The organism is Bhargavaea ginsengi (assembly GCF_900109165.1).
GTDB lineage: Bacteria > Bacillota > Bacilli > Bacillales_A > Planococcaceae > Bhargavaea > Bhargavaea ginsengi.
In genome coordinates this window covers 63,760-86,982 of record NZ_FNZF01000003.1, presented here as the reverse complement: position 1 = coordinate 86,982, position 23,223 = coordinate 63,760, and the positions used below count along the sequence as shown (strand labels likewise).

General features: G+C 54.5%; 26 protein-coding genes. 19 read left to right on the top strand and 7 right to left on the bottom strand.

What is annotated here, in order from left to right; translation table 11 throughout:
* Positions 1-262: 262 nt before the first annotated feature.
* The 10 genes from cdaA (at position 263) to BMX91_RS09020 (ending at position 11,828) form a co-directional block, all read left to right on the top strand.
* Positions 263-1,096, top strand: a complete 834-nt coding sequence (gene cdaA, locus BMX91_RS09065; RefSeq protein ID WP_218143878.1) for a diadenylate cyclase CdaA — start codon at positions 263-265, stop codon at positions 1,094-1,096.
* Position 1,097: 1 nt separating this feature from the next.
* The gene (locus BMX91_RS09060; RefSeq protein WP_092052635.1) at positions 1,098-2,483 is read left to right on the top strand and encodes a CdaR family protein; all 1,386 of its coding nucleotides are present in this window, start codon (positions 1,098-1,100) and stop codon (positions 2,481-2,483) included.
* Positions 2,484-2,520: 37 nt separating this feature from the next.
* Positions 2,521-3,873: a phosphoglucosamine mutase gene (gene glmM, locus BMX91_RS09055; protein ID WP_092052631.1), complete on the top strand. Its 1,353-nt coding sequence runs from the start codon at positions 2,521-2,523 to the stop codon at positions 3,871-3,873.
* Between the two features lie 116 nt (positions 3,874-3,989).
* Positions 3,990-4,727 carry a hypothetical protein gene (locus BMX91_RS09050; protein WP_092052628.1) on the top strand — a complete coding sequence of 246 codons (738 nt, stop codon included), beginning with the start codon at positions 3,990-3,992 and terminating at the stop codon, positions 4,725-4,727.
* Between the two features lie 172 nt (positions 4,728-4,899).
* A complete protein-coding gene (locus BMX91_RS09045; RefSeq protein WP_092052624.1) occupies positions 4,900-5,994 on the top strand; it encodes a carbohydrate kinase in 1,095 nt (364 codons plus the stop codon).
* The gene (locus tag BMX91_RS09040; protein WP_092052620.1) at positions 5,991-6,908 is read left to right on the top strand and encodes a pseudouridine-5'-phosphate glycosidase; all 918 of its coding nucleotides are present in this window, start codon (positions 5,991-5,993) and stop codon (positions 6,906-6,908) included. The genes BMX91_RS09045 and BMX91_RS09040 overlap by 4 nt, the downstream gene beginning before the upstream one ends.
* 171 nt (positions 6,909-7,079) lie before the next feature.
* On the top strand, positions 7,080-7,370 hold the full coding sequence (locus BMX91_RS09035; protein WP_177168337.1) for a YesK family protein: 291 nt from the start codon (positions 7,080-7,082) through the stop codon (positions 7,368-7,370).
* Between the two features lie 158 nt (positions 7,371-7,528).
* A complete protein-coding gene (locus BMX91_RS09030; protein ID WP_092052614.1) occupies positions 7,529-8,095 on the top strand; it encodes a TetR/AcrR family transcriptional regulator in 567 nt (188 codons plus the stop codon).
* A 102-nt stretch (positions 8,096-8,197) separates the two neighbouring features.
* Complete coding sequence (locus tag BMX91_RS09025) at positions 8,198-11,290, top strand: MMPL family transporter (protein ID WP_092052612.1); 3,093 nt, start codon at positions 8,198-8,200, stop codon at positions 11,288-11,290.
* A 106-nt stretch (positions 11,291-11,396) separates the two neighbouring features.
* Positions 11,397-11,828, top strand: a complete 432-nt coding sequence (locus BMX91_RS09020) for a VOC family protein (RefSeq protein ID WP_092052609.1) — start codon at positions 11,397-11,399, stop codon at positions 11,826-11,828.
* On the opposite strand, the gene BMX91_RS09015 is transcribed toward BMX91_RS09020, so the two are convergent.
* Complete coding sequence (locus tag BMX91_RS09015; RefSeq protein WP_245744371.1) at positions 11,812-12,234, bottom strand: hypothetical protein; 423 nt, start codon at positions 12,232-12,234, stop codon at positions 11,812-11,814. The two genes, BMX91_RS09020 and BMX91_RS09015, sit on opposite strands and share 17 nt — an antisense overlap.
* 125 nt (positions 12,235-12,359) lie before the next feature.
* Between BMX91_RS09015 and BMX91_RS09010 the strand changes: the two genes are divergently transcribed.
* The 3 genes from BMX91_RS09010 (at position 12,360) to BMX91_RS15635 (ending at position 14,293) form a co-directional block, all read left to right on the top strand.
* Positions 12,360-13,211 carry a DUF4037 domain-containing protein gene (locus tag BMX91_RS09010; protein WP_092052606.1) on the top strand — a complete coding sequence of 284 codons (852 nt, stop codon included), beginning with the start codon at positions 12,360-12,362 and terminating at the stop codon, positions 13,209-13,211.
* Between the two features lie 28 nt (positions 13,212-13,239).
* Positions 13,240-13,860 (top strand): HAD family hydrolase, encoded by a 621-nt coding sequence (locus BMX91_RS09005; RefSeq protein WP_092052602.1) that lies wholly within the window; start codon positions 13,240-13,242, stop codon positions 13,858-13,860.
* Between the two features lie 85 nt (positions 13,861-13,945).
* Complete coding sequence (locus tag BMX91_RS15635) at positions 13,946-14,293, top strand: hypothetical protein (protein WP_143059367.1); 348 nt, start codon at positions 13,946-13,948, stop codon at positions 14,291-14,293.
* A gap of 17 nt (positions 14,294-14,310) precedes the next feature.
* On the opposite strand, the gene BMX91_RS09000 is transcribed toward BMX91_RS15635, so the two are convergent.
* A complete protein-coding gene (locus tag BMX91_RS09000) occupies positions 14,311-14,742 on the bottom strand; it encodes a hypothetical protein (RefSeq protein ID WP_092052599.1) in 432 nt (143 codons plus the stop codon).
* Positions 14,743-14,874: 132 nt separating this feature from the next.
* Between BMX91_RS09000 and BMX91_RS08995 the strand changes: the two genes are divergently transcribed.
* The 3 genes from BMX91_RS08995 (at position 14,875) to BMX91_RS15745 (ending at position 16,151) form a co-directional block, all read left to right on the top strand.
* On the top strand, positions 14,875-15,423 hold the full coding sequence (locus BMX91_RS08995) for an HIT family protein (protein ID WP_245744369.1): 549 nt from the start codon (positions 14,875-14,877) through the stop codon (positions 15,421-15,423).
* On the top strand, positions 15,420-15,947 hold the full coding sequence (locus tag BMX91_RS08990) for a GNAT family N-acetyltransferase (RefSeq protein WP_092052590.1): 528 nt from the start codon (positions 15,420-15,422) through the stop codon (positions 15,945-15,947). The genes BMX91_RS08995 and BMX91_RS08990 overlap by 4 nt, the downstream gene beginning before the upstream one ends.
* Before the next feature lie 66 nt (positions 15,948-16,013).
* Positions 16,014-16,151: a hypothetical protein gene (locus BMX91_RS15745; protein ID WP_177168336.1), complete on the top strand. Its 138-nt coding sequence runs from the start codon at positions 16,014-16,016 to the stop codon at positions 16,149-16,151.
* Positions 16,152-16,283: 132 nt separating this feature from the next.
* Here BMX91_RS15745 and BMX91_RS08985 read toward each other — a convergent pair whose 3' ends face one another.
* The 5 genes from BMX91_RS08985 to BMX91_RS08965 all read right to left on the bottom strand — a co-directional run bounded on the left by BMX91_RS08985 (position 16,284) and on the right by BMX91_RS08965 (position 20,610).
* Positions 16,284-16,724 carry a YtoQ family protein gene (locus tag BMX91_RS08985; RefSeq protein ID WP_092052587.1) on the bottom strand — a complete coding sequence of 147 codons (441 nt, stop codon included), beginning with the start codon at positions 16,722-16,724 and terminating at the stop codon, positions 16,284-16,286.
* 110 nt (positions 16,725-16,834) lie between these two features.
* A complete protein-coding gene (locus tag BMX91_RS08980; protein ID WP_092052584.1) occupies positions 16,835-17,170 on the bottom strand; it encodes a hypothetical protein in 336 nt (111 codons plus the stop codon).
* 125 nt (positions 17,171-17,295) lie between these two features.
* Positions 17,296-19,713 (bottom strand): heavy metal translocating P-type ATPase, encoded by a 2,418-nt coding sequence (locus BMX91_RS08975; protein ID WP_092052581.1) that lies wholly within the window; start codon positions 19,711-19,713, stop codon positions 17,296-17,298.
* A 54-nt stretch (positions 19,714-19,767) separates the two neighbouring features.
* Positions 19,768-19,974 carry a copper chaperone CopZ gene (gene copZ, locus BMX91_RS08970; RefSeq protein ID WP_092052577.1) on the bottom strand — a complete coding sequence of 69 codons (207 nt, stop codon included), beginning with the start codon at positions 19,972-19,974 and terminating at the stop codon, positions 19,768-19,770.
* Positions 19,975-20,163: 189 nt separating this feature from the next.
* Positions 20,164-20,610 carry a CopY/TcrY family copper transport repressor gene (locus BMX91_RS08965; RefSeq protein ID WP_092052573.1) on the bottom strand — a complete coding sequence of 149 codons (447 nt, stop codon included), beginning with the start codon at positions 20,608-20,610 and terminating at the stop codon, positions 20,164-20,166.
* A 180-nt stretch (positions 20,611-20,790) separates the two neighbouring features.
* Here BMX91_RS08965 and uvsE point away from each other — a divergent pair, with 180 nt between their 5' ends.
* From uvsE to BMX91_RS08950, 3 genes are all read left to right on the top strand, one after another.
* A complete protein-coding gene (gene uvsE, locus BMX91_RS08960) occupies positions 20,791-21,690 on the top strand; it encodes a UV DNA damage repair endonuclease UvsE (RefSeq protein WP_092052570.1) in 900 nt (299 codons plus the stop codon).
* Positions 21,691-21,943: 253 nt separating this feature from the next.
* The gene (locus tag BMX91_RS08955) at positions 21,944-22,687 is read left to right on the top strand and encodes a class I SAM-dependent methyltransferase (protein ID WP_092052566.1); all 744 of its coding nucleotides are present in this window, start codon (positions 21,944-21,946) and stop codon (positions 22,685-22,687) included.
* A 13-nt stretch (positions 22,688-22,700) separates the two neighbouring features.
* On the top strand, positions 22,701-23,063 hold the full coding sequence (locus BMX91_RS08950; RefSeq protein ID WP_092052563.1) for a hypothetical protein: 363 nt from the start codon (positions 22,701-22,703) through the stop codon (positions 23,061-23,063).
* Positions 23,064-23,223 lie beyond the last annotated feature (160 nt).

The window sequence follows — 23,223 nt, the reverse complement described above, 5'->3', positions numbered from 1 at the left end:
GAACCTTTAATTAAAGTCCCGATAATATACATGAATCATTATAAGTTAAAATGAGGAAATATGAAACAATATTATAGTACTATAGTTACAGCGCGGTTGCGCGACAGCACTGTCGGCTTCCGCCCGGCCCGCCGAGAAGCAGAACCGTTCCGCCCGTCTTTCAACAGCTGTCTCCAACATCAATAGGATGCTGTTAAGGCGAGCGGGAGAACCATACGATATGGTATACTATTCGATATGCAAGCGTTTAGAAAAGGCGGGGATGCCTGTGGCGTTCTTTGAGCGTTTTACGGACCTGACATGGGTGGAAGCCCTGGTGAATATCCTGGACATTCTTCTGGTCTGGTACGTTCTTTATAAACTGATTACCATCATCAAGGGCACAAAGGCTGTCCAGCTGCTTAAAGGTGTGTTCGTCGTCGTCATCGCCTGGTTTGTCACGAAGGAGCTTGGCCTGACGACGATGTACTGGATCATGGAGCAGGTGCTGACGTGGGGGTTCCTCGCAGTCATCATCATCTTCCAGCCGGAGCTCCGGCGCGCGCTCGAGCAGATCGGGCGCGGCAAGCTGTTTTCCAGGAGCAGCCTGGCGGAGGAAGAGGAGCGGGACCGTCTTGTCGAGGCCGCTACGAAGTCGGTCGGCTATATGGCAAAGCGGCGCATTGGCGCACTGATTTCGATCGAGCGGGAGACCGGGCTGTCCGAGTATATCGAGACCGGCATTCCGATGAACTCGGAGCTGACTTCAGAACTTCTCATCAACATCTTCATCCCGAATACCCCGCTTCATGACGGGGCGGTCATCATCCAGCAGAACCGCATCGCCGCAGCGGGATGCTATCTGCCGCTTTCGGAAAGCCCGTTCATCTCGAAGGAGCTCGGCACGCGCCACCGCGCGGCGCTGGGGCTCAGCGAAGTGACGGACGCGATTACGATTGTCGTTTCCGAAGAAACGGGTGCCGTCAGCCTGACGCGCAACGGCGATCTTCACCGCAACCTGCCGCCTGAGGAGTTCGAGACACTGCTCAGGAAAATGTGGTTCGGCCCCGCGCCTGAACCGCAGGCCGCCTCCAAGCGGAAACGGGGAGGGAAGTAGTATGGATAAGTTCATGGACAATCCGTGGTTTATCCGCGGCATCGCCCTGTTCTTTGCCGTTCTGATGTTCTTCGTTGTGCAGTCGGATGAAGAGCAGGGCAGCCGTGCAGCCGGCGGGACGGATATCGCCGTCCTGAAGGATGTACCGGTGGAAGTGTATTTCGACGATGAAAACACCGTTGTCACGGGCGTGCCCGAGACCGTCAGCATGACGATCGAAGGGCCGGGCAACCTGGTCCGCACGACACGGTCACTCAAAGACTTCACACTGTTCGTCGACTTGCGCACGCTCACGATGGGTGCGCACAATGTCCGCGTGCAGACTGAGAATATTTCCGACAAGCTCGAGGTCTCCATCGATCCCGATACGGTCGATGTCGTGATCGAGGAGCGGATCAGCCGGGAGTTCAGGGTCGATCCTGAGATGAACGAACGGCTGCTTGCGGAAAATCATGTCATCAATTCACTCGAGGCGGATCCGTCAACCGTCATGGTCACCGGCGCCAAAAGCGTAGTCGAGTCGATCAGCTTCGTGAAGGCGTCGGTAACGGCGGATCCCGGAGTGGACGGGCCTCTTGAACAGCAGGCAAGTGTCCGCGTGCTTGATCGCGATCTGAATAAAATGAATGTCCTCATCGAGCCGGCGGAAGTGACAGTCAAGGCCGACATCTCCGAGTATTCACGCTCGGTGCCTGTCTCGCTTCAGCAGTCCGGCACCCCCGGGGAAGGTGTCACCATCGATGCCATCAACACGGCGACGGAGTCCGTCAAGCTGTTCGGCCCGAGGAACGTCCTGGATGAAATCGGGGAGCTTCCTGTCCCGGTCGATGTTTCAAAAGTGACCGCCAGCGGGAAATTGACCGTGGAACTCAAAAAACCGGCCGGCGTGACAAAGGTTTCGCCCGGCTCGATCGACGTCGATATCCGGGCGACGGTCAACGACAGCGATGAGGAAACAGCGGAAGCGCCGGATGAAACGGAAGAGCAGGTCGCCGATGCCGAACCGCCAGCGGAACCGGGAGAGCCGGAAAGCCCGTCAGGCGGAACATCCGGCGGCGGAGACACTGCCCAGAACAGCGGCGCAGAAGGCGAAGGGAATGCCAATGAAGAGGCGTCCGGAACGCTTGAAGGGCTTGCAGTGGAAGTCCGGGGTCTTGAGGAAGGGCAGACCGGGGAGGTCATCCAGCCTGAAGGGCCGCTCTCCCTCAAGATCCAGGGGCCCAAAAGTGCCGTGGACAGCGCCAAATCCGGTGACTTTAAGCTATTCGTCAATGCAGGCGGCATGAGTGAAGGAGAAGCTTCGCTCGTCGTGCATGTGGACGGGCCGTCCGGGCTCAAAGCCGAACCGGCTCCGGAGCGGGTCACGGTCCGCATCGCCACTGCCTGAATACTATTGAACGTCAACAGTGAAGGAGAGAGTCATGATGGGTAAATACTTCGGAACAGACGGGGTGCGCGGTGTCGCCAATGAAGGCCTGACACCTGAACTTGCATTCAAGCTCGGCCGCTACGGCGGATATATCCTCACAAAACACGCATCCGACAAACCGCAGGTGCTGATCGGACGCGATACACGCATTTCGGGCCAGATGCTCGAGAACGCCCTTGTGGCGGGACTTCTGTCGATCGGGGCGGATGTCATGCTCCTCGGTGTCATCAGTACGCCGGGCGTCGCTTATCTGACACGCGCGATGAGCGCGGATGCGGGTGTTATGATTTCCGCATCACATAACCCGGTCGAGGATAATGGCATCAAGTTCTTCGGCGGTGACGGCTACAAACTGAGCGACGAACAGGAAGCGGAAATCGAGGAACTTCTCGATAAGGAAACCGATGAACTGCCGCGTCCGGTCGGTGCCCATCTCGGCACGGTCACCGATTACAAGGAAGGCGGGCAAAAGTACATCCAGTACCTTAAGCAGACGGTCGATGAGGAATTCACGGGCATCCACGTTGCGCTCGACTGCGCGCACGGCGCCACATCGTCCCTCGCGACGCACCTGTTCGCTGACCTGGATGCAGACATCTCGTCGATGGGCTCTTCGCCGAACGGCCTGAACATCAACGACGGCTGCGGCTCGACCCATCCTGAAGTGCTCGCCGGGTTCGTCCGGGAAAAAGATGCGGACATCGGTCTCGCCTTCGATGGTGACGGTGACCGCCTGATTGCGGTCGACGAAAACGGCCAGATCGTCAACGGAGACCAGATCATGTTTATCCTGGCGCGCCACCTGAAAGAGGAAGGCCGTCTGAACAAGGACACGGTCGTCTCGACGATCATGAGCAACCTCGGGTTCTACAAGGCGATCGGAAACTATGACGTGAAGAGTGTCAAGACCGCAGTCGGCGACCGCTATGTCGTTGAAGAAATGAAAAAGAACGACTTCAACCTCGGCGGCGAGCAGTCCGGCCACATCATCATGCTCGACTACAACACGACCGGCGATGGCCTGCTGACCGCGCTCCAGCTCGTGAACGTCCTGAAGATGACCGGCCGCACGCTGTCGGACCTCGCATCGGATGTCCAGATGTACCCTCAGGAACTGGTGAATGTCCGCGTCACCGATAAGCATGCGGTTACGGACAACGCCAAAGTCGCCGCGGTCATCTCGGAAGTCGAGAAAGACATGGCGGGCAACGGCCGTGTGCTCGTCCGCCCTTCGGGCACCGAGCCGCTCGTGCGCGTCATGGTCGAAGCCCAGAGCGAAGAAGAGGCCGCCAGCTACGTCAGCCGCATCGCGGAAGTCGTGCGCGGAGAGATGGGCCTGGAAGCTTAATCGAATGAATCAGAGATCCGTCCGGAAAGAATTCCGGGCGGGTCTTTTTCATTCCGGTCGGAACGGGTAAAGAAGAAGGAAAGAAGGAATGACTTCCGGGGAAGGAGCGGATGAGGATGGCGAAGTTAAGCTGGATCGCCCTGCCCGTCGCTATCCTGCTGGTGTTCGGAGCTTGCGGGCCGTCGGACGGGCAGGAGGAGACGCAGACGAATGATGACCCTGAACAGGTGAAGCAGGATGTGCTGGCGGATGTATGGGAAAGAGTCATGCAGGAATCCGAGGCCGAACCGAAGCTCCCGAGGGATCTGGAGACCGGCGACCAATATTTGACCGCCAGGGTGGCTGCGAATGCTGAAGGGTATGAAGTGTATTACTATCTGATGGATCAGCCTGTTCCCGTGGACGATCCGCAGCTGGAGGACCAGGCCCCTTATCTCATTGCGGATGCCATTGTCTTTGACAGTGCAGAGGGCGCGCGGGCAGGCGTCAATTATGAGCCCGAGATGGGTACGGGGCAGCCTGCCGACCTTGGCTACGGCATCACCGGGTATATGGATGCCGGTGCCGGAAACATCCATCTCGTGTGGCATGAAGGACGATGGTCATTCCTCGTGCATCAGCGAAACAGTGAAGAAGCCGGGGACGAGATGATGCAGCTGGCACGGGATATTGTTGAAAAGCTGGAACAGAAGCGGCTGCCGGCCCCGCAGGAAGTTGGTGCCGGCACATTCGACATGAAGGGTGATGGCGCTGCAGCGCACAATCTGCAATGGCAGGCCGAGAACGTCGTGTATTCGGTCCGCTCAAGAGATCATCTCCAGCTGATCGACATCGTGGCCAATATGAATGAATAAAGAACCGTCCGGTCGTGGGGCCGGACGGTTTTTTCAAACAGGAAGTGGGCATGGTGAAGTAGGCAAGTGATGGTTAGAATTTCAAACAATTGTTTGCTGTTAAAACACTTGACGTAATTACAGACATAAGTTTATAATATAAACAAATGTTATTAAGAAAGGAGTGCGGGGGATGAATGAAAAAGAAGCGGCGATTGTTGAGCTGATCCGGCGGAACCCGTACCTTTCCCAGCAGGATATGGCAGAGACGCTTGGAATCTCGAGGCCTGCGCTGGCGAACCTGATATCCGGCCTGATGCGGCGCGGCATCATCCGGGGACGTGCTTATATCCTTTCTGAGGAAAACCGCGTCGTCGCGATTGGCGGGGCAAACGTCGACCGGAAGTTCCACCTCAAGGCATCCGTACAGGCGGGAACATCCAACCCGTCGACGGTCACCTCCTCGGTCGGAGGCGTGGCGCGAAACGTCGCGGAAAATATCGGACGCCTTGGCCATCCGGTGACTCTTCTGACGGTCGCAGGCAATGACGCTGACTGGCAGCGCATTGAGCAGGCCACCGCGCCTCATGTGGAACTCGCACACACTGCGCTTCTTCCGGGGAGGACGACCGGCTCGTATTCCGCTGTCCTGGACCCTGACGGTGAGATGGCAATCGCGCTGGCCGATATGGACGTGTATGACGAACTGTCACCGGAATACATCGACGCCCATGCACCGGTCGTTCAGGGAGCGGCGCTCGCCGTGATCGACCTGAACTGCCCGAAGGAGACCGTCGCCCATGTGCAGGAGCTGTCCCGTCAGAGCGGAACTGAACTCGCGATTGTTCCGGTGTCGTCGCCGAAGATGGACCGGATGCCGGACGATCTTGACGGTGTCACCTGGTTTATCTGCAACAGGGACGAGGCGGAAGCCTATACCGGCATTTCGGTGAACGACGATGCTTCCTGGAAAGAAGCGGTTCGGCTCTTATTGGAAAAAGGGGTCGTGAATGCAATCGTGACGGCCGGTTCAAAAGGGGTCATGGCAGGCAACGCGGACGGTATCCGGCATTTCCCGGCAATCAGCGGTGTCCATGTGGAAGATGTGACCGGGGCGGGCGACGCGTTCGTTTCCGGTGTGCTCCACGGGCACCTGACCGGCATGGCCTTTGAAGACAGAATTCGCTGCGGGCTCCTGAACGCGGGAAAGACGCTCGCTTCAGGCGCAACGGTGCGCCCGGAGCTCTCGGCACAACAACTTAAATCTGAAATGGAGGAACTCCGATGAAACAATATCTCGAATTTTCCAAGGAAGTCAAAGAAGCGATTGAAGCAGGCAAGCCGATTGTGGCGCTTGAGTCGACGATCATCTCCCACGGTATGCCGTACCCTCAGAACGTACAGACAGCACGTGAAGTTGAGCAGATCGTCCGCGATGGCGGTGCGGTCCCTGCGACAATGGCACTGATCGACGGCAAGATCAAAATCGGCCTGTCCGATGACGAGCTTGAAATGTTCGGTAACGCGGACAACGTTGCAAAAGCATCCCGCCGTGACATCGGTTATCTGCTTGCAACGAAACAACTCGGCGCTACAACAGTCGCAGCGACAATGATCTGCGCAGATCTCGCCGGCATCCGGGTATTCGTGACCGGCGGTATCGGCGGCGTGCACCGTGGTGCCGAAACGACGATGGACATTTCCGCGGACCTTGATGAACTCGGCAAGACAAATGTCGCCGTCGTCTGCGCGGGAGCGAAGTCGATCCTCGACATCGGCCTCACACTCGAATACCTCGAAACAAAAGGTGTTCCGGTTGTCGGCTACGGCACGGACGAGTTGCCGGCATTCTTTACGCGCAAGAGCGGCTTCCCGCTCAGCATCAGCACGGACAGCGCGGAAGAAGTGGCGGGTATGCTGAAGGCGAAGTGGGACCTCGGCCTTGAAGGCGGAGCGGTCATCGCCAACCCGATCCCGGAAGATGACGAACTCGACCCGGCCTTCATCAACGGCATCATCGAGAACGCTTTGAAGGAAGCGGAAGCAAACGGCATTTCCGGCAAAGAAACAACACCGTTCCTGCTCGGCAAAGTAAAGGAACTCACTGAGGGCAAGAGCCTGGTCGCCAACATCGCGCTCGTCAAACACAACGCGAAAGTCGGCACGGGAATTGCCGTTGCGTATAACGAACTGAACAATTGATTTTGGAAAAGCCGTCCGGATGGGCGGCTTTTACTATTGTGTGGATGTCGAAGAACCTCATATCAGGTGAATCAACTGAGAGATTTTTGAATAATGTGTGTTATGTTTGTACAATGATCTTGAGAGACGGGGAAAGGCAGAAACACCAGGTGGATAAAAGGGGGAGATATGGTGGCAGGCTTTGAAGTTTTTATTTATATCGCACTGGGAGTGACACTGCTTTTGGTGATCTCGTCCATCATTCTGCAAAAGTCGATACCGGAAAAGAAAACTCAACTCCTTAAATTTGGGTACTTGGGTCTTCTTGTAATCAGCATCGGAATATTTATTTTCAGCTTCTATATCGGTGCCTGGGAAGGGATCGGATATGGATTTATGGCCGTTTCCATTTTCGTCGGTACTGTATTGGGCGTCCTTATAAACAGCATGGTCAATTCCGTTATTCTCAGTAAAAATAGATAACGGGTTGGCTTTTTCTTTTGGAAGAGCAGTCTCAAACCGGGAAGGGCGCATCTGCTGGCTTCATCGATCATGCCTCTTGCAATCAGGGAGAAACGGATTATAATAGAGGAATGAACGTTCATTCCGGTCTTTTTTGCCGGAAGAACAGGAGGGGTCTTGTGGCGGAAAATAAGCATGAAAACATACTGAGGGCCGCGCAGAAGCTGTTTGCCGAGCGCGGGTATGACGGGACGACGGTGCCGATGATCGCAGAAGAGGCGAAGGTCGGCGCAGGGACGATCTACCGGTATTTCGAGAACAAGCAGAAGCTCGTCAATGAGCTGTTCCGCGGATCCGTGGCGCAGTTTGCGGCAACGCTCCAGGCCGGTTTTCCGGAGCAGAAGGATTTCAGGGAAAAGTTCCGTCATGTCTTTTACCAACTGATCCGCTATTCCCGCGAGCAGCCGGAAGCTTTCAGGTTCATCAACGCGACGGTAAACGCCTATTTCCTCGATGAACAGAGCAAGTCGGATTTCGAAGGCTTCATGGACTTTATCGAGCGCCATCTCGATGAAGGTAAAGAAGCGGGGTTGCTGCGCGATCTGCCGTCACAGGCATTTATCGCTATCGTCTACGGGACGATTTTCCACCTTTCCCGGACGTTCGAAGACGGGATACTGGAGCCGGATGATGAACTGCTGGCCGGGATTGAGAAAAGTTGCTGGGATGCCATCAGCGCGGGCTGATGGCTTTCCCGGATGAAACGGAATGAATACTCATTCCGAAAAAACTTCAAAACGGAATGAACATTCATTCCGCTTTGTGCAATATAGACGAAAGGTGATCCAATGATGAAATCTAAGACAGCAAGAATCACGGCGCTCGTCCTCTGGCTTCTGGCCACGGTGCTGGCCGTCGTCACGATGCCGGACATGGAACAGCTGGTCCGGGAAAAAGGGCAGATTTCGATTCCCGACTCGTTCCAGAGCGTCGTCGCAGATGAGATGGCGAAAGACCTGAGCGGGGAGGGTGACCGCTATGAGCTGATCGCCGTCTTTAACAGCGGCAATGGCAAGGCATTGAGCGAAACCCAGAAGGAACAGATCCGGTCGGTCATCGATGGGCTGGAGTCGGACCGGAAAAAACTCGGCATCACGGATCTTCTCACTCCGTTTGACAGCGAGGAGGCGGAAGCGCAGCTTGCGTCTGAAGATAACACAACGTACCTTGCCCAAGTTTCGGTCGACAAGACGCAGGGCGAGCTGAAGGACGTCCGTAAAGACATCCGGGAAGCGGTTCAGGCGGACGGCGTCGACACGTATCTGACCGGTGCAGAACTGATCACCGATGACTTTTCGAGTTCGACTCAGGACGGCGTGAAAAAGACCGAGCTGATTGCGGTCATCTTTATCGTCCTCATCCTGATCGCGGTGTTCCGCTCTCCGGTCGTTCCGTTTGTCTCGCTGCTCGGTGTCGGGGTGTCGTACCTCGTCTCGCTCGGCGTCGTCACACAGATTGTCGATAAGTTGGACTTCCCGTTTTCGAACTTCACGCAGGTGTTCCTCGTCGTCATTCTGTTCGGGATCGGGACCGACTACAACATCCTGCTGTTCACGCGCTTCAAGGAGGAGCTGAGCCGCCAGGAAAGCAAGGTGGCCGCCCTTCTTGAAACCTATCGGACTGCCGGGAAAACGGTTCTTTACAGCGGCGTCGCGGTCATGATCGGTGTCTCGGTGCTCGCACTTGCCGAGTTTTCGCTGTATCAGTCGACATCTGCGATTGGCATCGGTGTCGCGGTGTTGCTGCTTGTCCTCATGACGCTGAACCCGTTTTTCATGGCGCTGCTCGGCCGGAAGATGTTCTGGCCTTCGAAGAATTTCGAAGGCCACGGCGACAGCAAGCTTTGGCATTTCCTGTCCAAACAGTCGGTGCTCCGGCCGTTTCTGGCACTGCTGTTCACACTCGCGGTCTGTGTGCCGTTCATCCTCCTGCATGACGGGACGCTGAACTACAACGACCTGTATGAAGTGGACGATAAATATGAATCCAAGCAGGGCATCAATGTCATTGAAAAGCATTTTGAACCGGGCTTCTCGTCTCCGGCAACCATTATGATCCAAACTGATGAACCGATGGATTCGCAGGAAACGCTGAAGACATTGGATGAACTGGCCGGCAAGATCGGCAAGGTCGACGGTGTCTCGAAAGTGCTCGCGCCGACCCGCCCGGCAGGCGAACGAATCGGGGAACTGTATATTGATGACCAGTCGAGGACGCTGAACAGCGGGCTCGGCGATGCGAAGTCGGGCGTCGAGGAAATCCGCGGCGGCCTGACGGATGCGGAAGGGCAGGTCGGCAGCGGAAGCAGCACCGACCTCTCCAACGTTCAGCGCCTGATAGACGGCACCGGCGAACTGAAAAGGGGCGCGGCTTCCCTTCAGGATGCGCTCGGCCAGGTGACGTCCGGGATGCAGAACGGGGCGGCTGGTGCCGGCGAGATCCGTCAGGGGCTTGCCTCCGCAAATGAAAATGTGCAGACCCTGCAAAACGGTGTCACCGAGCTGCACAACGGCTACACGGCGATCGAATCTGGCCTCGGCTCGTTCACGCAGTACTTTAACGGCATCCGTGAGGCGGTGGCTGGTGCACAGGGCGCGTTCGGCCAGATCGAGGCCTCGCTCAACGCACTGATTGAAAGCAACCCGGACATGGCTCAGGACCCGAATGTCCAGCAGGCGCTTGGCACAGCCAAGGCGGCTCAGGAACAGCTGGCCGGCCTGAGCGCACAGCTTGACCAGATGACACCACAGTATGAGGGCGTGCTTGCCCAGTTCCGTGAAGCGAATGCCTCGCTCCAGTCTGTGGAAGACGGCCTGGGCGCCCTGAAGACAGGAGTCGGACAGCTTCAATCGGGTGCATCTGAACTGGAATCGGGCCTGAATGACGGGGCAGCCGGTGCCGGACGCATCCAGCAGGAATCCGGCGGACTCGCAACCGGTCTGGATACAGTCAATAACGGTCAGCAGCAGCTGATGGCAGGACTTTCCGACCTTCAGGAAAAGATGGGCCAGCTCCAGACCGGCCTTGCTGCAAGCACCGAAGGCCTCGGACAGGTCAGCGAAGGGCTGGAAGAAGCACAGAGTTACCTCGGTGGCCTCAGCGATTCGGAAGCGTCCGGAACATTCTTCGTTCCGGAAGACATTCTGAAAGGCGAGGACTTCCAGGAGGCGCTCGACATGTACATGTCGCCTGACCGGAAGACCGCCCGGATGACGGTCATCCTTGACGTCAACCCGTTCTCCGCGGAAGCGATGGATGTCGTCCAGGTGGTCCGTGATCAGGCACAATCGGGGATTAAAGGCACCGAACTGGCGGATGCGGACATGGCCGTCGGCGGCAAGTCTTCGCAGAATGCTGACCTGCAGGAGATGTCGGCGGGCGACTTTAGTCGGACGGCAGCGATCATGCTGATCGGTATCGCGATTGTGCTGATCTTCATCACACGCTCCGTCCTCCAGCCGATCTTCATCATCATCTCGCTGATCCTGTCGTACGCTGCGGCACTCGGTGCGACGGAGATGCTGAGCAACTGGTTCCTCGGCATGAGCGAACTTGGCTGGAACGTTCCGTTCTTCAGCTTTATCATGATCGTTGCACTGGGCGTCGACTACAGCATCTTCCTTATGATGCGCTATAAGGAAACCGACGGCGATCCGAAGCGCGCGATCGTCGACGCGTCCCGCCACATGGGCAGCGTCGTCATCTCGGCTGCGATCATCCTCGGCGGCACCTTCGCTGCGCTGATCCCGTCCGGTATCCTGACACTCATTCAGGTAGCGATTGTGGTCATCGTAGGACTCGTGCTCCTGGCCTTTGTCATGATGCCGATCTTGCTTCCGGCACTGATTGCGCTGTCGACCAGGACGAAAGAAGAGAATTGATTGAGAAAGCCTCCGAACCGTTAGTGGTTTGGAGGCTTTTGCTGTCTGAAGGAGAACTGGAAAGGGAAAGAGAATGTTACTGAACAAGGTTCCAGGGGGGATGCAAGTGAGCGGAAGGTTATTGAGAGTGGGGACAGTCTATGTTCCGGTGATGGATGTGGACCGTTCGTCAAGATGGTACACGGATTACCTGGATGCCGAAATCAGTTACCGGGATGAGGACAAAGCGATTGTCAACCTTGCGGGACAAAGCTTCTTTCTCGTGAAAGCGGCGGAAGGCGAGCGGTCGAATTTCACCGATATCCACGGTGAGGAGCGGTTTTCGCTGACCTTTGAAGTGGACGGTCTGGAAGCTCTCGAATCGGTCCACCAGGAATTCACGGATAAAGGAATCCGCGTCGGTGACATCGAAGACCGCGGCCACGCCGGACGGAATTTCGTCTTTGCCGATCCGGACGGCAACCGGTTCGACGTATGGAGTGAACTGAGCCCGGCTTATAAAGAACTCATTAACCAGAGTTTTAGATCCAACGCCTGATCAGTCCGCCGACGACCCAGCCGAACACAGCGTGGGCGAGCGTCCACCAGATCCACGCCTCTCCGTCAGAGAAATCGGGCGGCTGCTCGGAAAGTGCGGTGAGTGAAAACAGCAGCCCGCCGCCGATAGAATAGACCGCGACATACGGCAGGATCTGCTTTTCCATCCCGAACGGCCTCAGCAGGAAATACAGCACGACCGCGCTCACGATGCAGGTGATGTTGTGGAACATGAACCCGACCAGCCAGACGGGTTCCCATGTGTTCACGACAGGTATGTAGTCAAAGTTGAACAGAAGCACATACGCCGGGCTCCCGGTCACCCATTGGATCACCTTCATGACCGCGATCAGTACCAAACCCGCGATGAATCCGATGAGTGCCAGCTTTCCGATCGTTTTTATCATTTGGCCACCCCGCACTTAATAGAATAGTTTTCTATTCCCCGGAGAGGGCCGGGAAAACGCTTGTTGTGACGAAGAAATGCACAGATGAGTTTAGTGGAAGTCAATCATGAAGGGAGTTGGGGAGGATGGATCATCAGACGGAATGGAGACTGGACGCAGCCAGAAACCTCGCGGAGAAGCTAAAAGGGAAAGCCGGCATCCGGGCGATACTGGTCGGCGGCTCCGCAGCGCGGGGCTATTCTGACGTGTACTCGGACCTGGAACTGATCGCTTATTGGGACCGGCAGCCCAACAAAGAAGAAAAGCGTGCCATCGCCGGGGAACTGGGTGCAGTCCACCGGTATCCGAAAATCGACCACGGCCATGAGAGCGCCCTTGAGATCGAAGGCTTTCCTGTGGACCTGTGGCATAAATCCGTATCGGAGGAAGAGGATATCCTGGACCGGGTTTTCGATGAGTTCAGCACAGACCTTGGAGCGCATAATGTTGTCGACACAGTACGCACAGGCATCCCCCTGTACGGGGAGGAGCTGGTCCGGAAGTGGCAAGAAAGGACAGAGCAGTACCCGGATGAACTGGCCCGCCGCTTCCTGGATGAGTACCTGCCGCACTTCCATCTGCGCCAGCTCCACTTTGCGGCCCGCCGAAATAATCCGGCGGCCTTCTTTAACATCATGAGCAACATCCAATCCAGCCTCTTCATCGTTCTGCTCGCGCTGAACGGCTCTTACTTCCCGACCTACAAATGGATGTTCAAGCGGCTTCACGAACTTCCGGTCAAGCCGGAAAACCTGGAGTGGCGGCTGAGGGAGATGTACAGGGAGTCCCCGACTGAGGCTGCTGCAAGAATGCAGGAAGTGCTTGAAGAAACGTTGCAGCTTGTGGAAGCGCAGTATCCGGATCTTGATACCGAATTTGCCAGGTACGGCGTGGACCAGCCCGTGCCGGAGCGGTTTTCCGACAGTCCGTTTGAGTGAAATCAATAGAGATAGGGAGAGGGTTCACATGTACAACACCATTATCTTTGATGTCGACGGAACACTAATTGACACGGAAAAAGCCGTCCTGGGTTCGCTTCAAAAAATGCTGAAAGAAGACTACGGCAAACAGATGCCGCTGGAAGAGTTGACGTTCGTCCTTGGAATCCCGGGTTCCAGCTCACTTCCCCTGCTGGATATCACGGATATCGGGCAGGCGAACAAGCGCTGGAATCATTTCATGAAAGAGTTCTTTCACGAGATCAAGGTGTTCGACGGGATTAAGGAAGTACTGGGGACCTTGGAGGACCGGGGCCTGGTACTCGGCATCGTGACTTCAAAGACAAATCAGGAAATCATAGACGACTTCGAGCCGTTCGGACTGTCAGGCTATATGACGCACTCGGTCTCCGCCGATGACACTGAAAAACACAAGCCCAACCCGGATCCACTATTGAAGTTTCTTGAGATTTCAGGCGCCGATCCTAAGACGGCGATTTACATAGGGGACACGGTTTACGACTATAAATGTGCACGGGATACCGGTATCGACTTTGGTCTGGCCTTGTGGGGCTGCAAACATCCGGAGAAGATTTCCGCGGCATACAACTTTGAGAAACCGCAGGATATCATGCGCATACTGGAGTAAGAGGACTCTTCAAGGGGAGAGTTGAAGGGATGACCAAAATGGCAAAACGATTCGGGTTCACCTATATTGAAACGATTTGGAGAGGATGAAGTGGTTTTATACTGAAATCCTTCATTTAAATCTTATCTGGGAAAGTGAAAACTCGATTGCCTTTAAGATAGGTGAGCATCAATTAAGTATTGGTTTCCATAAGGATTTCGAGCCATTAACTCCTTCATTTTCAATTCAACCAGGATGGGAGGGAGGTACAGTACCAAGGACAGGCTGGTCGATAGAGTGTGAACAAGAGGATTTTAATGAAATTGTGCGCTCGGTGATTAATCATGGTGTAACAAGCTATTTTAATAAACCCGAATGGAAAGGCTATTGGAGCTTTCCCATATTAGACCCTATGAATCATACAATCGAAATTACTTGTACAGAAAATGTTTAAGGTTTGATGGGAACGCATTAATCTTTTTCCCGGAATAGCCATCCCAGCACCGCACCGTAAAGCGCATGTCCCGCGAGCCACCAGGCGAGAGACACCCAGTCGGCAGGTGACGGAGTGCGGCCGGAAAAGGAAGTGACCGGCCAGATCAGGGCACCGATCAGGGTGTTCACGGTGACGAGCCAGACGATGACGCGGTTGCCGAGCATCCGCATCCGTCTGACGAGCCACAAAAGGACGGTCGCGAGGATGACCGAGACAATCAGATGGAAAAGGAATTCGACAGGAGCGGGATAGGTGAAGGCGTTCACGACCGGGATATAGTCGACATTCATGAGGAGCGTGTACACGCTATGGCCGCTTTGTTCCTCAACCGCCCACAAAAATGCCCCGAGCAACATGCCGCTGATGATCCCGGCTCCGATGCCATGCAACATCCATTTCTGTTTCATCCCGGTCACCTCCCATCTTTCTCCAATTGTACAGGATTAGGAGATGATTGGGAACTGGGGGCAGCGGGAGAAGGTGGTCCGCAGGCAATTTCGTCATTCAGTCCTTAGGTTTCAGCATTCGGCTTCTTAATCTTGTCATTCACAGTTGCCTTCAAAGTGAATGACGAAACTGGAGGGCGGAATGACGAGATTACCGGCACGAATGACGAAATTGCCAATCCGAATGACGAAATTGGAGAGACAATCAACTGGTTTGAAAGGGGAATAGCTATGCCGACCTGTATTTTTTGCGACATCATCAATAGGAAAGCCAAGGGGCATATCATCTATGAGGACGACCTCGTCTGCTGTTTCCTTGATAAGTACCCGATCAACCCGGGGCACGTCCTCATCGTGCCAAAGCGGCATGCGGTGGAGTTCGCTGATGTGGATCCGGACAGCCTGCAGGCGGTGATCCTTGCCGCGCAGAAGGCTGCGAAGGCAATTGAATCATCCTTAGGGACGGACGGCATCACCATCATGCAGAACAACGGGATATTCAAAGATGTGGAGCATTATCATATGCACATCGTTCCGCGGTACAAAAGGGACGGATTCGGCTGGGTTGAGCCTGAGATTGACGTGTCTTCAATCGATTTTGACTCCCTTGAAAAGAAGATCAGAGGGGCTATGGAAGAATGAGGCTGGAGACTGCCCGATGTATACTGGAGCCGCCGGAGGCTGGTGATCTGGAGGCGGTCAAATCGCTTTATGGAAACGATCAGGTGCGCGCATATCTGGGCGGAACGAGAACTGGCGCTGAAGTGGAGCGGGCCTTCGCTGACATACTGGAGAATCCCGATAGTTACTGGTTGGTTCGCCATAAGGATGACGGGGTATTCATGGGCACCGTCTCACTGGACCTTCACCATGACGGGGAGGCCCAGGAGGTCTCTTATCAGCTTCTGCCGAAGTTTTGGGGCAGGGGCCTCGGGAGTGAAGTAGCAGGCGAAGTCATCCGCCATGCCTTCTGCAACCTTGGGCAGAATCGGTTGCTTGCAGAAACTCAAACTGCCAACACTGTCTCCCGCCGGTTGCTGGAGCGGCTTGGGATGAAAGAGGAGAGACGAGTGGAACGATTCGGGGAACAGCAGGTGATCTATTCGCTGAGTCGGGAAAGTTTCAGGAAGGATGATCCGCAGCCGATTTCGTCATTCGAGCTCTAGGTTTCATCATTCATCGGTCCAATCTCGTCATTCCCTCGGTTGATTTCGTCATTCGTGGCTATATTTGTGGTGAATGACGAAACTGGAGGACGGAATGACGAGATTACCGGCACGAATGACGAAATTGCCAATCTGAATGACGAAATCGGTAACCATAAAAAAGCCGTCCGGCGCCTGCCGGACGGCTTCATCTGTCTACATTAAATCCAATCATTCACATAGGCCATCAGCCCGAGCACCGCTCCGACTGCACCACCAAAGAAGATGAAATAACGGGTGCGGATGTCAGCGAGGCTGAACGATTTATTCTCATTCTCCATAATTGGATGCCTCCACTTAGTCAAAGATATACTTGAGCGCTTTGATCGCCTGGTCGCAGTTTTCCACGGTGGCGCTTGCCTTGCGGGAAAGTTCCTTTAGCGCATGGATGTGCTGCTCCGGACGGATAAGGATGAGCGGCTTGCCGAGCGCGACCGCAGCGCTTGCGTCCATTGCGGTGTTCCATTGCTTGTATTTCTCACCGAACAGCGCGATGACGAGATCTGACTTCTGCATGAGCACCTCGGTGCGCAGGTTGTTGAAGCTCGATGCCGCCCAGTCTTTGTAGAACGGTCCCGGCTGCTCGCCGATGATCTCTTCGCCGATGTTGTCGGAGCGGTCATGGTTCTCCTGAGGCCCGACAAAGTCGATCGGCAGATTCAGGGCAGCTACTTTCTGTTTGATTTCATCCCGCCAGGACGAGTGGATCTCTCCGGCCAAATACACAGTCAAACGCATATGTATCCCCTCCACAGAAAATTCAGTCTGATTCATTGTATCATGAATGGCTGAGCGATGGCGAAATTAGAACCACACAGCAGACTGCATGAGTGGCTTTCCTGCTTCACTCAGATGGAGATAGCAACGATATAAATGTACCCGGCCACCATAAGGAGGATCAACGCGATTCCTGTCCACGCAATGTGCAGAATGCCATACGAATGAAGGACGAGAAGGATATAGAATGTGATGGCGAGCCCGATTACGGCCACATCGTAGAAACGAAAATCGAGGAAAGACAGAATCACCCTGATGAGAAGGAGAGTTGCGAGCGCTCCTGATACCGTTCCGATGAATCTGGGTACCGGCAATCTGTTGAATAGCCAATCAATCAAGAAACCGCCGATCGAACTGATCAGAGCCGCAAACACCAACAGAATGATCAGGTTTAGGTAGATGAACATTTCACATATGCCTCCTCGCCTTTATTGGGGTCATTTATCACAGGACGATTTATAAAAGACAGAGTTACAGAAATGTCCAACTTAAGCAATAAAAAAAGCACCCCAAAAGCGGGTGCTCATAATAGTTATTTCGATAACTTCACTCTCTGCAGCCTCAGCGCGTTCAGGACGACCGACACGGAGCTGAATGCCATGGCGGCGCCGGCGACCCAAGGGGCGAGGAGGCCTGCGGCGGCAATCGGGATGCCGGCGCTGTTGTAGGCAAATGCCCAGAACAGGTTCTGCTTGATGTTGCGCATCGTTTTGCGGCTCATCAGGATGGCGTCTGCGATGCTGTTCAGGTCGCCGCGGATGAGCGTAATGTCGGCGGCTTCCATCGCAACGTCCGTGCCTGTGCCGATCGCCATGCCGACATCGGCGGTAGCGAGGGCGGGGGCGTCGTTGATGCCGTCGCCGACCATGGCGACTTTCTTGCCTTGTTGCTGGAGATTCTCGACTTCCTTCGCTTTGCCTTCCGGAAGCACTTCAGCGATGACCGCATCGACGCCGACCTGTTTTCCGATTGTCTGTGCCGTGCGTTCGTTGTCACCGGTCATCATGATGACCTGAATTCCCATGTCTTTCAGGCGCTTGATGGCTTCGACGGACGTTTCCTTTACGGTGTCTGCGACGGCGACCATCCCGGCGTATTGGCCGTTGATCCCTGCGATCATGGCCGTTTTGCCTTGGCGTTCGAGTTCTTCCATGACAGGGAGGACCTCCTGCACATCGATGCCGTATTCCTGCATCAGCTTGCGCGTCCCGATGATGATTCCTTGTCCGTCCACAGTCGCAATGACGCCATGGCCAGGAACCGCTTCGAAGAATTGGACGTTGCCGAGCTGAATTCCCCGGTTCTCAACACCCTGTACGATCGCTTCCGCGAGCGGGTGCTCGGACTGCTTCTCTGCAGCGCCGATCAGCGAGAGGAAAGGTTCTTCATCCTGGCCGTCCGCAATACGGACATCGGTCAGGACCGGCTTGCCGTGGGTGACCGTACCGGTCTTGTCGACGACGACCGTGTCGATGCCCTGTGTCTGCTCAAGGTGTTCGCCTCCCTTGAACAGGATGCCGAATTCCGCTGCCCGGCCGGATCCCGCCATGATGGAAGTCGGGGTCGCAAGCCCGAGGGCACATGGGCAGGCGATGACCAGGATGGCGATCAGCACTTCAAGGGCCGGCGTGAATTCGCCCGGCTGGACGAAGAAGAACCAGGCGATAAATGCCAGAACGGCAATGCCGACGACAATCGGGACGAAGATTCCTGAAATTTTATCCGCCATGCGCTGGATCGGGGCTTTGGAGCCTTGTGCATCTTCGACGACTTTGATGATCTGGGCAAGCGCAGTATCGCGTCCGACCTTGGTCGCGGTCATCTTGATGAACCCGTTTTTGTTGATGGTGGATCCGAAAAGCGCGTCTCCGGCCTGCTTGTCGACCGGAAGGCTCTCGCCGGACAGCATCGATTCGTCCACGGCAGTGGCGCCTTCCAGCATTTCACCGTCGACCGGGATCTTTTCGCCCGGTTTGACGAGGATCGTGTCGCCGACCATGACTTCATCAAGCGGAATCTCTTTTTCCGTTCCGTCTCTCAGGACGGTCGCGGTCTTGGCCTGGAGGCCCATCAGTTTTTTGATCGCCTCGGAAGAACGGCCCTTGGCTCTCACTTCAAACAGTTTCCCGAGAACAATCAGCGTGATCAGCACGGCACTTGTCTCAAAGTACAGGTGGGGCACATGATCGGTTCCCGTAGTCGCAATCGCCTGATAGACACTGTAGAAGTAAGCGGCTGAGGTACCCATTGCGACGAGAACGTCCATGTTCGCACTGCCGTTGCGGAGCGCTTTGTAGGCGCCCACATAGAATTGCTTGCCGATGATGAACTGGACCGGAGTCGCAAGCGCCATCTGCACCCACGGATTCATCAGGATTTCCGGCACATACATAAATGACGTGAAGGAGAAGTGCGCAAACATCGTCCAGAGCAGCGGCAGGGAGAGGATCAGCGACGTGATGAACTTGCGCTGCTGGTCTTTGATGTGCTGTTCCCGGTAATCGGCCGGTTCCTCACCGTCCTGCTTCTGATGCGCGCCGTAGCCGAGCTTTTCGACTTTTTCAATGATATCCCGGATGGATACTTCAGAAGGGTTGTATTCAATGGTTGCCCGTTCAAGGGCCAGGTTGACGTTTGCCGACGCCACGCCGTCCATCCTGCTCAGCCCTTTTTCGACGCGTGTCGAACATGCGGCGCAGGTCATGCCGGTGATCTCAAATTCCGCTTTTTGTTTTACCACTCCATAGCCGAGCGCTTCGATCTTCTGTTCAAAATCGGCTTCGCTCAGTTTGGATGGATCATACGTGATCGAGGAGCTCTCGAGGGCCAGGTTGACGGACGCCTGCTCGACGCCTTCCATCCGGTTCAGCCCTTTTTCGATTCGGGTTGCACAAGCCGCGCACGTCATCCCGGTGATCTGTATGTTGGCTTCTTTAGCTGAAACAGTCATCTTCGTTCCACCTTTCACTTATACCGCTAAGGGGTATATTTTTGCCAAAAGAAATCAGGCTACACCGTAACCTTGTTCTTCAATGTTCTCTTTGATCGCTGTTGGGGAACTGGTCGCTTCGTCGTAGGAAACTGACACTTGCGCTTTTTGCAGATCCACCTTCACCTGCAGAACGCCAGGGAGTTCTCCGACGCTTCCTTCAATAGCATTTACACAATGGCCGCACGACATGCCGCGGACCTCAAGAGTCGTTTCTTTCATTATAAATCCTCCTTGATTGTTTACAAACTTGACGGCTTCTGAGTTGTTGTTTACATTTGTAGTCTTCTTACCTAAAGTCTACGTTTGTAAACGTTAGCTGTCAAGTGTATTTTCTGCATACGAGTGGGGGGTATACAAAAGGCGGAAAAGAGGTCCTATTACTCAACACGTAATTAGACACGATGAACCTTAATGATGATGCACATTGCAGTGACATTGTCCGGGAATACAGTTGCACGGAACCTCATCCACCGCGTGTTCCTTTTTCGCATCGAGAACTTCCTGGAGAAGGGCGATGTCCTGATGGCTGAGAGTAGCCCCTGACAGGACACCCGCTATCGTCTTTCCAACTTCCTTATTGCACACATGGCTGAAAAACTCGCCCAGCGAATGGCGGACAAACTCGTTTTCTCCGACTTTCGCGGAATATAGGTACCGCCGTCCTTCCGTTTCGGTGTCCAGCATCCCTTTATTGACGAGCCGGCCGATGAAGGTTTTGGTCGTGCCGGGCTTCCATCCCATCTTCTGTTGTAGGACCTCGATGATCTGTTTGCTGGATACCTTACCGTGTGCCCAGATGACCCGCATGACTTCCCATTCGGAATCGGTCACTTTGAAATCTGTTTCCGTGCTCATCAGGCAACTCTCCCTTCAAGAACATGTAGCTTTGATTCAAGTTTACGTTTGTAAACGAAAGAAGTCAAGGACAAATGCCCGGCTGCTTTTAAAGGAGGAGAAATTGCCATCCCCCGGTAAAATCGTGATGATGGGGTAAAGATACTCAAGAGACGCAGGACCGGATGGGAGGACGACAGCATGAAAGTGGGCTATGCCTGTATCAATACGACGTTAAAAGGCGGCTTCCGCACGTGCCGCGTGGCGACAGTGGAGAAGGAGGGCGAGCGGGTAGTCAAAGAGCTGACGCTCGCCAATCTGCGCCACACAAAGAAAATCATAGGGTGGAACATCGTCCACGGCATCGGATTCTACCGGCTGAGCAGTGACCTGATCGTGCTCGCGACGCATCCGGTGAACACGTGGGACTGGGCGAATGACCCCGACGTGCAGGAAGTCTGCGGGGAGATCAAAGCCCTTCGGGACAAATTCAATCTGCGGATTTCCATGCATCCGGGCCAGTACTCGGTGCTGAACTCACCCAACCCTGAAGTCGTCAGGAAAACGCATGAGGACCTCGAGCACCATGCGACGCTCATGGAACTGACCGGGGCGGAAGACATGATCCTCCATCTCGGCGGGAAATACGGCGATCCGGAAGCCGCGCTTGGGCGGCTGATCGAGGAGACGGAGCGGCTCCCGGAATGGATCCGCACCAAGTTGCGCTACGAGAACGACGACCGGACATATAATCTGTCCGAGGTGCTATATGTCTGCGAAGCGGCCGGCATCCCAGCCTGCTTCGACATCCATCACCACCGCTGCCATCCGGCGGACGAACCGCTGGACGAGCTGCTGCCGCGCGTCTGGAAAACATGGGAGCGGGTGGGCATCCCGAAAATCCACATCAGTTCTGGACGCGACCGCCCTGACGACCGTCCGCACCATAACTACATCGTGCCCGAAGACCTCGACTGGCTGCTTGAGGAACTGGACGGAAAGGACGTCGACATCATGGTCGAGGCGAAGATGAAGGAACAGGCCGCGCTCGGCGTGATTGAAATGCTGAAGGAGCGGGGGATTGAGGTAGATCAGCCGTAAGCGAGGAGAGGCCGCGGTGTTCGGCAGCTTATTGTACTTTCACGAGCAGGTTGTGTACTTTCGGGACCGCTTTGTGTACTTTCGCGGGTCGATGGTGTACTTTTGAGGACCGTTAGTGTACTTTCAGCAAAATCGTCGATCAGAAAAGGACCATCAATGGCGATGGTCCTTTTTGCATGGCCTTTCATAAAGTGGTGCAGGGATCTTAGGAATCGTAAGATAGACGTAAACCATATGCGAAGGGGGAATCCATATGAGTCATGAGGAGCGTTTTTACGACAAAGTCGGAAAGATAAATGGATGGGATTTTGGTGATTTAAAAGTATTCTCCGAAGGGGTGGAATGGGACTTTGTTCAAGAGGTGAAGAGCAGGTGCAACCAGACTGATATGCTGTTGGATATCGGCACGGGCGGCGGAGAATATCTGTTGAAGCTTTCCCCTTCACTGCTTTTGGCAATCGGAATTGACTTATCCAACGAAATGATCAAAACAGCCAAAACGAACCTTCGGAATTCAACTGTTTCCAACGTCAGGTTCTTTCAAATGCCAGCTGAGGCGCTGCAATTCCCGAATGGATTGTTTGATATGGTTACGAGCCGCCACGCTCCTTTTTCTTCGAATGAAGTCTATCGTGTGTTAAAGGCCGGCGGACTTTTTATGACACAGCAGGTAAGTGAATCCGATAAATCGAATATCAAAAAGGCATTTGGCCGTGGCCAGTCCCTGGATGAAAAAGATAGAACACTACAAGAACGGTACATACAAGAGTTGCAGGTGGCCGGGTTTTCCCATGTCCAGGCATTTGAATATGATGCGACGGAATACTATGAGCGGCCTGAAGATCTGCTTTTCTTATTGAAGCATACCCCCATCGTTCCGGACTTCGGCCGGGATCAGAATGACTTCAAGGTCCTGAATGAGTTTATTGAAACAAACACAACTGAAAAGGGAATCCGGACAAATTCCAAAAGGTTTTTGATTATCGCGAAGAAATAAAGGAGGGGGATAGATGGGTGCCAAGAAAATAGGCGGAGTGCTCCTGATTATTCTGATCATCGGATACTTCATCTATGATATTTCCAAGAACACAACCTATGAAGAACTGGTCACTGAGCTGATTGATGAGAACGAAACGGTCGAACAGATCTCGTTTTATAGCGATGTTCCCTATATGACGAGCACGGTACATACGGCAATCCATGATCAGGACCTGATCAGCGAGATCATGACAACCGATATGAAGATGAAAAGAATCTCACCCTATGAACTCCCGGCAATCACCAGTACGATGGTGATCCAAACCGATCGGCAAGATTACAAGGTCGGCTTTGATGCAAACAGCATCATGATCGGTTCGATCGCTACATGGTGACGGACGACTATTTGAATGCCATTGAAAGAGTTTTAATAAGAGAAGATCTGGATTGGGAAATCATCGAATACACACCGTTCATCTGGTAAAAGGGGCTGTCCGAAAAGTATATTTCCAACATAAAAAGCAAACAGCAGTGGCTCTGGTCGCTTTCCGGGGG

Excerpts from the sequence above, each read along its gene's own strand:
- cdaA (WP_218143878.1), top strand. The coding sequence starts at position 263 with ATGCCTGTGGCGTTCTTTGAGCGTTTTACGGACCTGACATGGGTGGAA.
- BMX91_RS09060 (WP_092052635.1), top strand. The coding sequence starts at position 1,098 with ATGGATAAGTTCATGGACAATCCGTGGTTTATCCGCGGCATCGCCCTG.
- glmM (WP_092052631.1), top strand. The coding sequence starts at position 2,521 with ATGGGTAAATACTTCGGAACAGACGGGGTGCGCGGTGTCGCCAATGAA.
- BMX91_RS09050 (WP_092052628.1), top strand. The coding sequence starts at position 3,990 with ATGGCGAAGTTAAGCTGGATCGCCCTGCCCGTCGCTATCCTGCTGGTG.
- BMX91_RS09045 (WP_092052624.1), top strand. The coding sequence starts at position 4,900 with ATGAATGAAAAAGAAGCGGCGATTGTTGAGCTGATCCGGCGGAACCCG.
- BMX91_RS09040 (WP_092052620.1), top strand. The coding sequence starts at position 5,991 with ATGAAACAATATCTCGAATTTTCCAAGGAAGTCAAAGAAGCGATTGAA.
- BMX91_RS09025 (WP_092052612.1), top strand. The coding sequence starts at position 8,198 with ATGATGAAATCTAAGACAGCAAGAATCACGGCGCTCGTCCTCTGGCTT.
- BMX91_RS09015 (WP_245744371.1), bottom strand. The coding sequence starts at position 12,234 with ATGATAAAAACGATCGGAAAGCTGGCACTCATCGGATTCATCGCGGGT.
- BMX91_RS09010 (WP_092052606.1), top strand. The coding sequence starts at position 12,360 with ATGGATCATCAGACGGAATGGAGACTGGACGCAGCCAGAAACCTCGCG.
- BMX91_RS09005 (WP_092052602.1), top strand. The coding sequence starts at position 13,240 with ATGTACAACACCATTATCTTTGATGTCGACGGAACACTAATTGACACG.
- BMX91_RS15635 (WP_143059367.1), top strand. The coding sequence starts at position 13,946 with ATGAAGTGGTTTTATACTGAAATCCTTCATTTAAATCTTATCTGGGAA.
- BMX91_RS09000 (WP_092052599.1), bottom strand. The coding sequence starts at position 14,742 with ATGAAACAGAAATGGATGTTGCATGGCATCGGAGCCGGGATCATCAGC.
- BMX91_RS08990 (WP_092052590.1), top strand. The coding sequence starts at position 15,420 with ATGAGGCTGGAGACTGCCCGATGTATACTGGAGCCGCCGGAGGCTGGT.
- BMX91_RS08985 (WP_092052587.1), bottom strand. The coding sequence starts at position 16,724 with ATGCGTTTGACTGTGTATTTGGCCGGAGAGATCCACTCGTCCTGGCGG.
- BMX91_RS08980 (WP_092052584.1), bottom strand. The coding sequence starts at position 17,170 with ATGTTCATCTACCTAAACCTGATCATTCTGTTGGTGTTTGCGGCTCTG.
- BMX91_RS08975 (WP_092052581.1), bottom strand. The coding sequence starts at position 19,713 with ATGACTGTTTCAGCTAAAGAAGCCAACATACAGATCACCGGGATGACG.
- copZ (WP_092052577.1), bottom strand. The coding sequence starts at position 19,974 with ATGAAAGAAACGACTCTTGAGGTCCGCGGCATGTCGTGCGGCCATTGT.
- BMX91_RS08965 (WP_092052573.1), bottom strand. The coding sequence starts at position 20,610 with ATGAGCACGGAAACAGATTTCAAAGTGACCGATTCCGAATGGGAAGTC.
- uvsE (WP_092052570.1), top strand. The coding sequence starts at position 20,791 with ATGAAAGTGGGCTATGCCTGTATCAATACGACGTTAAAAGGCGGCTTC.
- BMX91_RS08955 (WP_092052566.1), top strand. The coding sequence starts at position 21,944 with ATGAGTCATGAGGAGCGTTTTTACGACAAAGTCGGAAAGATAAATGGA.
- BMX91_RS08950 (WP_092052563.1), top strand. The coding sequence starts at position 22,701 with ATGGGTGCCAAGAAAATAGGCGGAGTGCTCCTGATTATTCTGATCATC.